The 13,010-nt window shown below is 64.1% G+C and carries 15 protein-coding genes, 1 tRNA gene and 2 pseudogenes; 6 read left to right on the top strand and 12 right to left on the bottom strand.

The window, feature by feature from the left end; all coding sequences use genetic code 11:
- Window positions 1–15: 15 nt before the first annotated feature.
- The 7 genes and pseudogenes from rlmH to rplU form a co-directional block, all read right to left on the bottom strand.
- Window positions 16–474 (bottom strand): 23S rRNA (pseudouridine(1915)-N(3))-methyltransferase RlmH, encoded by a 459-nt coding sequence (rlmH, locus tag AC1ROX_RS28785; protein ID WP_493131838.1) that lies wholly within the window; start codon window positions 472–474, stop codon window positions 16–18.
- Entirely contained in the window at window positions 471–1,532 is a 1,062-nt protein-coding gene (locus AC1ROX_RS28790; RefSeq protein WP_493131840.1) for a nicotinate-nucleotide adenylyltransferase, read from the bottom strand. Before AC1ROX_RS28790 ends, rlmH begins: the two co-directional genes overlap by 4 nt.
- Window positions 1,533–1,552: 20 nt before the next feature.
- Window positions 1,553–2,833: a glutamate-5-semialdehyde dehydrogenase gene (locus AC1ROX_RS28795; RefSeq protein WP_493131842.1), complete on the bottom strand. Its 1,281-nt coding sequence runs from the start codon at window positions 2,831–2,833 to the stop codon at window positions 1,553–1,555.
- A gap of 16 nt (window positions 2,834–2,849) precedes the next feature.
- The gene (proB, locus tag AC1ROX_RS28800; protein ID WP_493131844.1) at window positions 2,850–3,965 is read right to left on the bottom strand and encodes a glutamate 5-kinase; all 1,116 of its coding nucleotides are present in this window, start codon (window positions 3,963–3,965) and stop codon (window positions 2,850–2,852) included.
- Entirely contained in the window at window positions 3,962–4,987 is a 1,026-nt protein-coding gene (gene obgE, locus AC1ROX_RS28805) for a GTPase ObgE (RefSeq protein ID WP_493131846.1), read from the bottom strand. The genes proB and obgE overlap by 4 nt, the downstream gene beginning before the upstream one ends.
- 73 nt (window positions 4,988–5,060) lie before the next feature.
- Window positions 5,061–5,333, bottom strand: coding sequence for a 50S ribosomal protein L27 (rpmA, locus tag AC1ROX_RS28810; RefSeq protein WP_493131848.1), 273 nt, complete (start codon window positions 5,331–5,333; stop codon window positions 5,061–5,063).
- Window positions 5,334–5,361: 28 nt separating this feature from the next.
- Window positions 5,362–5,655 (bottom strand): annotated as a pseudogene (gene rplU / locus AC1ROX_RS28815) (50S ribosomal protein L21); the annotation flags it as partial.
- 353 nt (window positions 5,656–6,008) lie between these two features.
- On the opposite strand from rplU, the gene AC1ROX_RS28820 reads away from it, so the two are divergent.
- Window positions 6,009–6,098 (top strand) — tRNA-Ser (locus tag AC1ROX_RS28820).
- Window positions 6,099–6,560: 462 nt separating this feature from the next.
- Here the strand turns inward: AC1ROX_RS28820 and AC1ROX_RS28825 are convergent.
- The 3 genes from AC1ROX_RS28825 to AC1ROX_RS28835 all read right to left on the bottom strand — a co-directional run bounded on the left by AC1ROX_RS28825 (window position 6,561) and on the right by AC1ROX_RS28835 (window position 8,802).
- The gene (locus AC1ROX_RS28825; protein WP_493131850.1) at window positions 6,561–7,277 is read right to left on the bottom strand and encodes a hypothetical protein; all 717 of its coding nucleotides are present in this window, start codon (window positions 7,275–7,277) and stop codon (window positions 6,561–6,563) included.
- A 9-nt stretch (window positions 7,278–7,286) separates the two neighbouring features.
- Window positions 7,287–7,775, bottom strand: coding sequence for a hypothetical protein (locus tag AC1ROX_RS28830; RefSeq protein ID WP_493131852.1), 489 nt, complete (start codon window positions 7,773–7,775; stop codon window positions 7,287–7,289).
- Window positions 7,776–8,295: 520 nt separating this feature from the next.
- Complete coding sequence (locus AC1ROX_RS28835; protein ID WP_493131854.1) at window positions 8,296–8,802, bottom strand: DUF2059 domain-containing protein; 507 nt, start codon at window positions 8,800–8,802, stop codon at window positions 8,296–8,298.
- A 129-nt stretch (window positions 8,803–8,931) separates the two neighbouring features.
- Between AC1ROX_RS28835 and AC1ROX_RS28840 the strand changes: the two genes are divergently transcribed.
- From AC1ROX_RS28840 to AC1ROX_RS28860, 5 genes are all read left to right on the top strand, one after another.
- Window positions 8,932–9,201, top strand: a complete 270-nt coding sequence (locus AC1ROX_RS28840; protein ID WP_493131856.1) for a Cif family virulence factor — start codon at window positions 8,932–8,934, stop codon at window positions 9,199–9,201.
- A 35-nt stretch (window positions 9,202–9,236) separates the two neighbouring features.
- A complete protein-coding gene (locus AC1ROX_RS28845) occupies window positions 9,237–9,392 on the top strand; it encodes a hypothetical protein (protein WP_493131858.1) in 156 nt (51 codons plus the stop codon).
- A 73-nt stretch (window positions 9,393–9,465) separates the two neighbouring features.
- A complete protein-coding gene (locus AC1ROX_RS28850; RefSeq protein ID WP_493131859.1) occupies window positions 9,466–9,708 on the top strand; it encodes a hypothetical protein in 243 nt (80 codons plus the stop codon).
- A 39-nt stretch (window positions 9,709–9,747) separates the two neighbouring features.
- Window positions 9,748–9,966 (top strand): hypothetical protein, encoded by a 219-nt coding sequence (locus AC1ROX_RS28855; RefSeq protein WP_493131861.1) that lies wholly within the window; start codon window positions 9,748–9,750, stop codon window positions 9,964–9,966.
- 136 nt (window positions 9,967–10,102) lie between these two features.
- Complete coding sequence (locus AC1ROX_RS28860) at window positions 10,103–10,495, top strand: hypothetical protein (protein ID WP_493131863.1); 393 nt, start codon at window positions 10,103–10,105, stop codon at window positions 10,493–10,495.
- A 25-nt stretch (window positions 10,496–10,520) separates the two neighbouring features.
- Here the strand turns inward: AC1ROX_RS28860 and AC1ROX_RS28865 are convergent, their stop codons facing one another.
- Together AC1ROX_RS28865 and AC1ROX_RS28870 are read right to left on the bottom strand one after the other, a co-directional pair.
- Window positions 10,521–12,422: an ABC transporter substrate-binding protein gene (locus tag AC1ROX_RS28865; protein ID WP_493131865.1), complete on the bottom strand. Its 1,902-nt coding sequence runs from the start codon at window positions 12,420–12,422 to the stop codon at window positions 10,521–10,523.
- A gap of 155 nt (window positions 12,423–12,577) precedes the next feature.
- Window positions 12,578–13,010: pseudogene (locus tag AC1ROX_RS28870) on the bottom strand (hypothetical protein); the annotation flags it as partial.

The raw sequence follows: 13,010 nt of genomic DNA on the forward strand, positions 1-13,010 counted from the left end.
CAAATCACCGGTTTTTCAGGCCCGATGATAGGGATGTCCGGCGAGAAGCTGCTGGGCGCGGTAGATCTGCTCGGCCAGCATCCCGCGGGCCAGCAGGTGGGGCCAGGTCATGGCGCCAAATGACAGGACCAGGCCGGCTTTTTTCAGCATTGCCTCAGTGTGGCCGTCGGCACCGCCGATCAGGAAGGCCACGTCCGACACGGAACTGTCACGCCAGCCACCCAAGCGGGTCGCGAAGGCCTCGCTGTCGAGCACCTTGCCGCGGCGGTCCAGCATCACCAGCGTGGCGCCGGCCGGGGCCGCCTCCAGCAGCAACTCGCCTTCACGCTGCATGAGCTGCGGCGCGGGGAGCTTCCGCTTCTCCTCGAGCTCGCGCAGCGTGAGCGGCCAGCGGATGCGGCCGGCATAGTGGTCGTAGAGATCGCGCTCCGGTCCGCGCGAGGCGCGGCCGATGGCGGCGATCGTGATCCTCAAGACGCGCGCTTGCGCCGTGCGGCCGGCTTGGTCGCCGTCTTGGGGGCCGCGCGCTTGGCGGCTGCCTTCTTGACCGGCTTTTCGGCAGCCTCGGTCTCCAGCGCCCACATCTTTTCCAGCGCGTAGAAGGCGCGGGGCTCGGGGCGGAAGACGTGGACCACCACGTCGCCGGCATCGACCAGCACCCAGTCGCCGGTCTGCTTGCCCTCGACGGGCGTGTAGCCGCGGCCGGCCTGCTTGAGCTTGTTGGCGAGGTTCTCGGCGATGGCCACGACCTGGCGGGTCGAACGGCCGGAGGCGATCACCATGTAGTCGGCGAAGGCGGACTTGCCCTTGAGGTCGATGACGACGACGTCCTCGGCCTTGCTGTCGTCCAGCGACTGGCGCACCTCGGCGAGGAGCGCGTCGGAGGCCTTGCTTCGATCGGGAAGCGTGCGGGTCTGGTCGGAGATGGTCTTTCCTTTCGCTCTGGTCCGTCGGGGGCGCACGGCGCGGATGGCCGTGGCCGAATGGCTGTCCAGCCTGCTCGGGATAAAACACCAGGCCGGCGGCTCGCAAGTGGCGAGCTTCCGGGCCTCGGTGGCCTGCAGGCGGAAACGCTCGAAGGTACGCGGCGCCGTCGAGGCCAAAGCGGCATAGCCCCAGCCGGGCCGCGCGAAGGCGGCAATGGGAATGGTGCCGAAGAGGGTGCGCCAGCCCGCCCAGTCGACAAGCTGGGGCAGGATGTCAGCGCCCATCAGCCACACGAACTTCGCTTGGGGGTAGACGCGCTTCAGCGCCTGCACCGTGTCGAGCGTGTAACGCGTGCCCATCAGCAGCTCCGGCGCGTCGACGCGGATGCGCGGGTGATTGGCGATCTGGCGGGCGCGCGCGACGCGCGTCGGCAGCGGCTCCATGCCATCGCCGCTCTTCAGCGGATTCTGCGGCGAGACCAGCCACCACACCTCGTCGAGGCCGAGCCGCTTCATTGCCTCCAGGCTGATATGCCGATGGCCGGCATGCGCGGGGTTGAACGAGCCGCCCAGCAGGCCGATGCGCCGCGTCGTTGCGCGCGACACACTTTGCATCGGATGCAACATCACGGGCGCAGCGTGCCCTTGCCGCGCACGATGTTCTTGTAGGTCGTGAGCTCGACCAGGCCGACGGGGCCGCGCGCATGCATGCGGTTGGTCGAGATGCCGATCTCCGCGCCCAGGCCGAACTCGCCGCCGTCGGCGAACTGCGTGCTGGCGTTGTGCATCACGATGGCGCTGTCGACTTCGCCCAGGAAGCGCTGCGCCGTCGCATCGTTGTCGGTGACGATCGATTCGGTGTGCTGGCTGCCGTAGCGCGCGATGTGCTCGATCGCGCCGGCGACGCCGTCGACCGTGGCGACCGAGATGATCGGCTCGAGATATTCCGTACGCCAGTCCTTCTCGGTGGCAGCCAGTGCCTGCGGATCACGCTTCTGAACCTCGGCATCGCCGCGCACTTCGCAGCCCAGCTCGTGCAGCTTCGCAAGCACCGGCTTCAGGTGCGTGTCGAGCGCGGCGCGGTCGATCAGCAGGGTCTCGGCGGCGCCGCAGACGCTGACCCGGCGCATCTTGGCGTTGGCCACGAGGTCGCGCGCCATCGCGACGTCGGCGTCGCGATCGACATAGACGTGGCAGATGCCGTCATAGTGGCGCAGCACCGGCACGCGGCTTTCCTGCGTCACCCGGTCGATCAGCGAGCGCCCGCCGCGCGGCACGATGAGGTCGAGCCAGTCCATGGCGCGCAGCATCTCGCCGACGGCGGCGCGATCCGTCGTCGGCACCAGCGCCACGCAATCCTCGGGCAGCCCGGCGCCGGCCAGCGCGCGACGCAGCAACTCGACGATGGTGCGCGAGGAATGGAAGCTGTCGGAGCCGCCGCGCAGTACCACGACGTTGCCCGACTTGATGCAGAGCGCACCGGCATCGGCGGTCACGTTGGGCCGCGCCTCGTAGATCACGCCGATGATGCCGATCGGCACGCGGACGCGGCTGAGTGCCAGGCCGTTGGGCCGCTGCCATTCCTCGATGACGGCGCCGACCGGATCGGGCAGGGCAGCGATCTCGTCGAGCCCCTTGGCCATCGCCTCGATGCGGGCGTCGTTCAACAGCAGCCGGTCCTGCAGCGCGGTCGTCATGCCGGCAGCCTTGGCCGCTTCGATGTCGCGCGCATTGGCGGCGAGGATGGCCGCCTTCTCGTCGCGGATCAGGCGGGCGGCGTCGAGGAGCGACTTGTTCTTGGCGTCCGTCGGCGCGTTGCGCAGCGACGCGGCGGCGGCCTTCGCGCGTTGGCCGAGCTCGGCCACGATGGCAACGGCGTCTTCGGCGGGCTTGGTCTGGACGTTCATCGCACGCTCCGTCTCTTCACTCGACCACGAGGTCGTCGCGATGGACGATCTCGTCGCGGCCGCGGAAACCCAGCAGCTTTTCGATCTCGGCGCTCTTGCGGCCGGCGATGCGGCGGGCATCGTCGGCGGCATAGGCGACCAGGCCGCGCGCCAGCACACGGCCAACGCGATCCTTCACATCGACCACGTCGCCGCGGCGGAACTCGCCCGCGACCGACGTCACGCCCGCCGGCAGCAGGCTCTTGCCGGTCGAAAGCGCGCGCACCGCGCCGTCGTCGACGATCAGCGTGCCGTTGGTCTTGAGCGAGCCCTTGATCCACTTCTTGCGCGCCGACAAGGGCGAGGCCTCGGGCAGGAACCAGCTGCAGCGCGACGTGCCGTCGATCAGGGCGCCCAGCGCGCCGACGCCGCGGCCATCGGCGATGGCCATGCGGCAGCCCGCGGCCATGGCGATGCGGCCGGCCATCAGCTTGGTCACCATGCCGCCGTTGGACATCACGGAAGCCGCGACGCCCGCCATCGCCTCGATCTCGGGCGTGATCTCGCGGATCTCGGGGATGAACGTCGCGGACGCATCGCTGCGCGGGTCGCCCGTGTAGAGCCCGTCGATATCCGACAGCAGCACCAGCGTGTCGGCGGAGATCATCTCGGCGACGCGCGCGCCGAGGCGGTCGTTGTCGCCGAAGCGGATCTCGTCGGTGGCGACGGTGTCGTTCTCGTTGATCACCGGGATCGCGCCGAGGCTCAGCAGAGTCGCCATGGTCTGGCGCGCATTGAGGTAGCGGCGGCGCTCCTCGGAATCGTGCAGGGTCAGCAGGATCTGCGCGACGGTGATGCCGTGGCGCGCCAGCGCCTCCTGGTAGGCCTGCGCGAGCTGGATCTGGCCGGTCGCCGCGGCGGCCTGGCTTTCCTCGAGACGCAGCGGCCCGCCGGGCAGCTTGAGATGCGTGCGGCCGAGGCGAATGGCGCCGGAGGAGACCAGCACGACCTCGCAGCCGCCCCTATGGAGACGCGCGACGTCGTTGGTCAGGGCCTCCAGCCAATCCCGCCGGACCTCGCCCTTCGTCTCGTCCACCAGGATCGAGGAGCCGATCTTGACGACCAGCCGCCGGGCGCCGGCGAGGGGTGTCATGCGGCGTCCTTGTCGGGCGCGCGCTGCTTCTCGACCAGCTTCATCAGTTCGTGCAGCAGGGGTTGCACGCCCTGGCGGGAGACCGCCGAGATCACATGCACCGTCTTGCGGCTCACCTTGGCGAGCTGGGCGCGCTTGGTCTCGATGTCTTCCGGCGTCATGGCGTCGGTCTTGTTGAGCGCCACGATTTCCTTCTTGCGCGCGAGGTTGCCGCCATAGGCCTTCAGCTCGCGGCGCACGGTGCGATAGTCGCCGGCGACGTCGTCCTGCGTGCCGTCGACCAGGTGCAGCAGCGCGCGGCAGCGCTCGACATGTCCCAGGAAGCGCGTGCCGAGGCCGGCGCCTTCATGCGCGCCCTCGATGAGGCCCGGAATGTCGGCCATCACGAACTCGCGCGCGTCGGAGCCGTCACCCACCTTCACCACGCCGAGGCCGGGATGAAGCGTCGTGAACGGATAGTCGGCAATCTTGGGCCGCGCGTTGGTGTTGGTGGAGAGGAAGGTCGACTTGCCGGCGTTGGGCAGGCCGACCAGGCCGATATCGGCGATCAGCTTCAGCCGCAGCCACAGTGCCAGCTCCTGGCCGGGCCAGCCCGCGTCGGCGCGGCGCGGCGCGCGGTTGGTCGAGGTCTTGTAGTGCAGGTTGCCGTAGCCGCCGTCGCCGCCCTTGGCGATGATCACGCGCTGGCCGATCTCGGTCATGTCGAGCAGCAGCGTCTCGTTGTCCTCGGCGAAGACCTGCGTGCCGCGCGGCAGGCGCAGCACGATGTCCTTGCCCTTGCCGCCGGTGCGCTGGCTGCCCATGCCGTGATGGCCGGTCTCGGCTTTGAAGTGCTGGGCGTAGCGATAGTCGATCAGCGTGTTGAGGCCGTCGACACATTCGGCGATCACGTCGCCGCCGCGTCCGCCGTCGCCGCCGTCCGGTCCGCCGAACTCGATGAACTTCTCCCGGCGAAAGCCCGCGCATCCCGCGCCGCCGTTACCGGAGCGGACGTAGATCTTGGCTTGGTCGAGGAACTTCATGAGATGGGGTCCACAAACGAAAAGGGGGAACGGCGAGCCGCTCCCCCTTCACAATCCGATGGGATGAACGGCTCTATTCGGCGGCCAGTGCCGGCGCCGGGAGGACGTTCACTTCGACCTTGCCGCCTGCGCGGGTCCGGAAGGACACGACGCCGTCGGCGATGGCGAAGAGAGTGTGGTCGCGGCCGACACCGACATTCTCGCCGGGGCTCATCTTGGTGCCACGCTGACGGACCAGGATGTTGCCCGAAATGACCTTCTGGCCGCCGAAGCGCTTCACGCCGAGGCGCTTGCCGTCCGAATCGCGGCCGTTACGCGAGGAGCCGCCTGCTTTCTTATGTGCCATCGTACTACTCCGGTCGCTCTGCTCAGGCGACGATCTGTTCGATCTTGACCACCGTCAGGTCCTGACGGTGACCGTTCTTGCGCCGCGAGTTCTGGCGACGGCGCTTCTTGAAGACGATCAGGTGCTCGCCGCGGGCCTGCTTGACGATCGAGCCCACCACCTTGGCGCCCTCGACGGTCGGCGCACCGACCTTGTCGCCGACCAGCAGCACGTCGGTGAATTCGACCTTGGCGCCGGCCTCGCCCTCGATCTTCTCGACCGTGAGCTGGTCGTCGGCGGCGACCGTGTATTGCTTTCCACCCGTGCGGATAACGGCGATCATGATGACACCTGGCTTGAGGTTCCCCGGCCCGAAATGCCGAAAAACACGAAAGAACGCGGCGGACCCGCAGGGCCCGCCGAAGAAGCGCGGAATATACGCATGCCGGTTCTTGAGTCAATGTCGGAGACGGGCCGGCCGCGACTCCGTCGACTGGACCTTTCGGAGACCGAAAAGTCAATGACTTCAAGGTATTACGCCTCTGGCGGAGCTCACGTGACGCGCAGACCATCGTCCCAAGGCCCGACGGGGCGCCCTTTAACGCCTTGATTCGGCGACTTTATTGAGCATTCGCCTTGCTGACCGCGGGAAGCTGTTGCTCCCCTAAAAACGCCCGCCTATAAACCCGCGCGCCTGGAGGGGTGCTAGAGTGGTCGATTAGGACAGTCTCGAAAACTGTTGTGCGTGCAAGCGTACCGTGGGTTCGAATCCCACCCCCTCCGCCATTGCCTCTCTCACCTGCTGATATTTCTGAGAACATCGGTCCTGTTGGTGTTTCTTGGCTTGGCGGGGACCAGCAGTGGCGGTGTGTCGATTGGTCGGGCTTCGCCAGAACAAGCGTGCAGGCATATGGGATATCGGCGGATGTCCTCGACGCCAACTAATGCTCCCAGATCGAACCAAAGAGTTTCGAGCGGTTCAGAAAAATTGGCGCTCTTTGGCATTTTGACGGGTCGCACGTCGTCCGTGTCTTGATCGACATGATACTTCGTGTTGGCGCCGATGTGGGTGCGGTAACGAGACGGCAGCGTAGCGGTGCAGCTTCGCACGCGAGAAGTCGCCGCATATCGCCGGCTCGAATTTCTCGGCCAAGGCAAACGGTCGATCGGGAACGGTTGCGGTGTGGCCATCATGTATGCCGACCAAAGAAATTGGATTTACGGATGAGGCGGGCGTGTTGAGCCAAATTAAGCGGGCCCACCACACCTTTCCGGTGCACCTTTGGAATCCTTTTCCTTGCGAATAGTTAGGTTGTCGGGAAGTTCAGCATCGATTCCCGCTGCAAAACAGTAGAGTCGTAGCAACAGGACATTGGAGATTGTTCGCAGCTGCGTGAGGTTTGTCGCTAACAAATCCGGCGAGGCGCCAGCATCCCCTCGACAAAATCCGGGCGATTGGCTCAGCTCATGCACGCCCTCGGAGCGCAAGTCGCTCATGCACCAGTATGCCTGCACAAAAAGCGGCGCAATTTCGTTTTCAAGCATCCTTGCCTTGCTCTTCCCGTACCATTTTTGCACAAGAAGAACATTGGTCATCAAAGTCTCGTTCCACGCCATTCGAACTCTTTGATACGAAAGATATGCCTGATCGAGATCGGCACCAGGTTGCTTGCCTACTACTAGATCGCCGTAGTTTCGAATCTCGTAAACGAACCGGTGAGCAAGACGCAGAAGCTCGCGCGTAGATTGCTCCATCTCATTAGAGCGAGCGATGGCGAGCGCATCCGGCTTAAAGCCCAACGCTAACTGCGCCTTGTCCCAGACGTCGAAAGTCTTGCCGATATTTTCGACTAAGGAGAACGAGATGATTCCTACCGCAGCTACAAGCAGATCCCTCCATCGAGACCTTCCGATGCGCTGCCGCCTAGGGCGGAACCAAAAAACTTTTGTTCGCGCATTTCCCATTCCATCACTCTACTTTTGAGCGCATGCCCTCAGACTCGGCGGAATCGAGTATCCCAGTTCCACCTTCACAGACTCAGGCATGCTGACTTGCGCGAACTCAGGTAACCCGTCGACAGTGATCCTTCCTGAAAGATCTTTAAAAAGATCTGAGGTGATGTTGCAGCTCCTTGAGGACAACTGCACATGTGCCACGGCTGCCCGATTGGATAACTCGGTAATATATTGAGACATAATACGGTCTGGATCATTGTGAGTGGTTGCTATCTTGTTGCGAGCAATCGCCATTTGCTCCTTTATTTTGTCACCGAATTTCCCTTGATAACTGGCAAATGCGGCTCCTTGTTTGCATTGGAGGGAGCTAACGAGCAGGAAGGTATGCATGGCAAGTACATCGGTGGCGCCGACTTCATTCGGACTGCTGCAAGCTAAAGCCTCGTCCGGCTTAACGCTCGCCGCTGCGAGAAGTATTGCGGCTACCGTTGTCCAGCATCGCCGCATGGATTGACCTCCTGACTCTCTGCATTTCTCTTTTTCCATTGGTAGGGTCGATGCAAATTCACGCGAGTTCAAGAGGTTTCTGAACCGCGGGTTGTGATCGCCGCGCCAGTCGGCAACGGATGTTGTTGTTGTCGCGAGGCAACGGAGTCCGAGTACGAGTATCAGTGGATGCAGGGGCGTCCCACCTTTTCTCCATGCTGCTGATCGAAGGAGTTGCTGCACCCGTTGTCCCGGAGCAACGGCCACATCGACGCCGCGACTGGAACGGACATCAGGGTCTGGCACAAATCATTCTACGACCTATCGCCGAAGCTCAGCGAGCTGGCCGAGATGCTGGCGGGACATCGAGAATTGCAATGCAAACTGCTTCGGCACAGGGCCGGTCAGTGTCTCGCATGCCTTCCACACGACCGGACCCTTCTGAAATTCTTGGAACACGAGTTATCATCTGTAGGTTAGAGCGTGGGCGGAGCGCGTCGCGGAGCCATGCTGATAAAGGAGAAATTCTTCTCCTCGTTTCTCAGCCCTTGTTCAGCTTCAGCTTGCGCTTCTCGATCTCGGGCTGGAGCTTGGTCATGACCTCCATCGCCATTTTCTGCGCGAAGGTCTGGGCGACGGTCATGGTCTCGGAGACGATCTGGGGCATCTCCTTGACCATCTTGCGTCCGGCCGGCGAGTCATAGAAGGCGCCGAGTTGGGTTAGCTCCTCGGTCGTGAAGTGCTTCGCATAGATCGCGGCGATGGCGTCGATCATGAGTGGAAGCTGCTTGGCGAACTCGGCCTGCATGAGGCCGACCACTTCATTGATTTCCGCCGTCTTGCCGGGATTGGCCTGCTCGAGGGTGGCTTTCTGCGCATTCATGATGGCGCTCGCCATCTGCTGGCCGATCGCGGCGGAGCCGGATTTTTCGAGGACGATCTTGGCCTGGGTGAGCGCGGCAGGATCGACGGCGGGCTTCGGGGCCTGGGCCAGGGCGGGCGTCGCGACGGCAAAGGCGAGAGCGAAAAGCAGGGTGGGGATACGCATGATTTCCTTCAACTCGTGTGATCGATCCAGAGACGCCGTTCAGGCAGCATGAGGCCACCGTCACTCGCGGATGCGAGAAGGTGCGAAGTGCAATGCCGGCGAGACCGTGAAGGTTCCGATGAAGAGTAGATGACGGCCTGGCCGACTGATCTGACCGACCGAGCGGAGTTCAACACGATGTCGAACGAATCCTGGAACAGGGCAATGATCGAACTGGAGGCGGCGCAAGAGGCGTTCATGAACGGCGACGCCAGCAAACTGCAGGCGCTGTACTCCCATCGCGACGACGTGACGGTGATGGGTGGTTTCGGCGGCGTCGAGCGGGGCTGGGCGGAAGTCGGTCCGCGACTCGCTTGGGCCGCTTCGCATTTTCCGGAGGCACCTACGGTCAGCAGGTAATCGGCGCGACCGTTGGGCAGGACGTCGCCTGCCTGGTGAGCCTGGAACGATGGTTGCGCACCGCGCCGGGCGGTCAGCCCCTGCCGGCTCTGGAGTTGCGGGTGACCCAGATGTTTCGTCTCGAAGGCGAGCGCTGGCGCCTGGTGTACCGGCACGCGGACGAACTCGTGCAAAAGCAGGAGCCTCGCTGAAGCCTGCTGCATCCGTTGGCGGGGAGCGTGCGTTCACCGTGTCTGCCCGACCAACATGCCGACGGAGGAATCCATGGCGCGCACTCCAAAGAAACCCGACCCGAACGAGGCTTCGGCCAGTTACAGCGGCACCGATCAAGGCAAGGACGGCCGTCGCGAGGAACGCCGCGAAAAAGGCGTCTACGGATCCGGCGCCGAAGACGGTCCGGGCTACAAGCGCGAGGACAAGGAGAAGGGCGGCCGGTACGGTGTGGAGCGCACGGTGGATCGTGAGGGTGACGACGAGGGCAGCTCCGAGGTATCCAATCCCGATTGAGGCCGGTTTCCGGCCTTGGCGTTTCAGTCGTGGAGTTTCATGGGCAAGCCGATTTCCGAAGAGAAGAAGGCTGTTTTCCTGCAGCGGGCCGAAGCGAGGCTGGCCTTCGCCTTGAACCTGCCGGCCGGGGACATCACGCGGGACGCCAAGATCAAGGCGGCGGAGAAGGCGAAGCAGACCGCGCTCGCCTCGAAGACGGCCCCCGTACGGAAGGCGAAGACCGGCACCGTGCGTAAGGCGAGGAAGCCCGCCCGGTGAACGGCTATCGCAGGTCAGATGCCTTCAAAACGGCGCGATTTCGATGTTGAGTATGGATAGAATTTCCAGAGCCGGCGGAACCGACGAGAGATCGTCGCGTCCTTCCGGCGAGGGTCCTTCTGGTGAGGGTATGTCGATGCTGAAAAAAGTAGCCGTGGTGGCCCTGGCCGCCCTTCTTCCCGCCGTGCCGGCCTTGGCCGAACCGGCAGTCTGGACTTGGACCGGTTACGGGCTGAACGTGCCGGGAAGCGGCAAGTGTCCGACCTACAAGATGGTGATCGATGTCACCGTCAACGGCACGGATGTGTCGGGATGGTTCCAGCAGGAAGGCCGTCCCGAGCGCGGCTTCAAGGCGACGCTGGGTTCAGACATGAAGTTCAAGACGACGACCATCGTGGGCGGCGGCAACAAAATGGACGTCGTGGGCTCGGTCAAGCCGGGCGCCGCGACGATCATGCTCGACGGCTATTGCCTCTTCGAGGGCCCGCTCACGCCGAAGCAGGGGAAGCCGCGGTCCCCTACCGGCTGATCCAGCCCTATCGGGCCATCCAGTCCTACCGGACCATCCAGAACGTATCGGGCTCGTAGAGCCCGATATATCCGCCCGGATCCCACGCCCAGTAGCCTTTCTCCGGGACGTTGCGCACCCGCTTGCCGACCGTCACCGGCTGGCGCACCTCGTTCACCGTGCCGATCGAGAACACCTCCTCGGCATTCACCATCAGGATGTCGTCCCAGGCCTTGCGGCGCTCGGCAATGTCGACCGACTGCTCCCACTTCTGCAGCAGTTCGAGCAGCTTCTTGCCGACTTCCATGTCGCAGGGCTCGCCCTGCTTGCCCTTCGATTCGACGTAGAGGCCCCATTTCGGCCATTGCAGGCCGCCCTGCATCACCGGGGTGAATTCGCGCGGGCTCGTCTCGAGGGTCGGCGCGGCGGTGGTCACGCCGGCATAAGCGGTCATGATCGCCTCGCCCGACGTCGTGCGCAGGCGGAAATTATCCGTGGTCTGCGGCTTCAGCAGCGCCTTGATGCCGATCTTCTTCCACTGGTCGATGACCAGGGTCATGGTATCGACCTCGTCGGCCTTCTCGCTGGAATGCTCGACCACGAACATCGCCGGCTGGCCGTTGGGCAGCAGGCGGATGCCGTCGCTGCCCTTCTTGTTGAGACCGATCTCGTCGAGCAGCTTGTTGGCGGCCTTCACGTCGTAGTTCGCCCAGGTGCTGGCGTACTCCGGCTTGAATAGGGGCGAGCGCGGCATGATCGTGTTGGCCGAGGGCTTGGCCAGGCCGTGATAGACGACCTCGTTCAGCTCCACGCGGTCGATCGCCATCGACAGCGCGCGGCGGAAGCGGACGTCGCGGTTGAGCTTCTTCCAGGTCTCGTCGTTGGCGTTCATGTTGGGATAGAACGCGACCTCCGAGCCCGAGCCCTTCTCCCATAGCAGCGCCTTGATGCCCGAGGTCTTCCCGGCGTCGTGCAGGAAGGTGTAGTCGCGCAGGCCGAGATAGCGCGGCTGCAGATCCGATTCGCCGAGGCCCGCCTTGGCGGGAATCAGGTTGGCCGCGACCACGGTCATGATCACGTCGTTGATGTAGGGCAGCTGCTTGCCCTTGCTGTCGATGCGGTGGAAGTAGGGGTTGCGCACGAAGACGAAGCGCTGGGCTGGCGGCACCGTGGTGAGGACCCACGGGTTGAGCGTCGGCAGGTCGACGTTGCTGTTGCCGTACATCGCGTCCTGGCGCTTGAAGACGTTTGCCCAGCGGCTGCCTTTGTAGACCTTCAGGATGTCGTCCTCAGGCGTGTACTTGCCGTGCAGCGTCTTGAGGTAGTGGGCCGGGCGGAACAGGAAGAGGGGGGCGGCGCGCGCCTGGCTTTCGATGAAATCGGGATTGGGCTTGGCCCAGCTGTATCGGATCGTCAGCTCGTCGATGATCTCGACCTTGGGCGGCTGGCCGTCGACCAGGAGTTCGACCGAGGGACCGTTGGGCGACAGGTCCTTGTCGTTGGCGACATCCTCCCAGAAGAAGCGGAAGTCCTCGGTCGTGAAGGGATGGCCGTCCGACCATTTGTGGCCGGCACGCAGCTTCAGGGTGAACTCGCGGCCCTCCTTGATCTCGTAGCTCTCGAGGATGTCGGGATGCAGCTTGAACTTGTCGTCGTAGACCATCAGCCGGGTGTAGCTGTAGATCGTCATCAGGCGGGTGTCGCGCGTGGCCGCGACCAGCATGTTGAGTTGGCCGCCGTGCTGGCCCGGCCCGTCGGCGCCCGAGAACTTGTCGATGATCCGGGGAGTCTTGGGGAGGCGTTTCTCGACCGGCGGCAGGGCGCCCGACTTCACCTTGTCCGCCAGGCCCGGCGTCTCCTGCAGGGCAGGCAGCGGATCCGCGGCAAAGGCCCGGACTGGCGCCACCAGGCCCACCAACAGCGCCTGCGTCAGAACACGTCTCTTCATCGGTCGCCTCACCTGTTTTCCGCCGCCCCGTTGGAGGCCCTAATGCTCCCAAGGGCATTATGATCCACAAGTAAGGCAGAAATCGTTGATTTTCTGAAGAACCCCGGTGGAAGAAAGGTCACATGGGCCTTTCCGCGGTGGGGCCGGCCCCGCTGTCATGCGGTCAGCCAACGGAACGCGCGGCCTATGAACGCTCGGCCATCCTGGGTGATGGGCGGTCCATGCGCCATCAGGACCTTTGCCGCGGGCCAAGAAAGAATTCGTTCCAGGGAGGCACGGGCGGCGCGCCGATCGGTGAAGGCCAGCCGGAACTTTCTGGGCACCGACGGTTCGGGCCCGACCATCAAGTCCCATTTGGCGACAAGCGCGCGCCAGCCGGAGAACCAGTTGGAGGGAAGCTGCTGGAGGAGATCGGTAAACAGTGCCGTGCCGCTCCTGGCGTGAAAGAACACGACCTCGGTGGTGATTGCATTGCCTTGCATGAGGACCTGATCGATCTCCCCAGCCCAATATGTACGGACCGGAGACATAGTGAACGGATGTTCGGAGACATGGTGAACACTCCCAGGGAGTGTACCCATGAGGTTT

The organism is Reyranella sp. GW821-FHT14A01, from assembly GCF_058803965.1.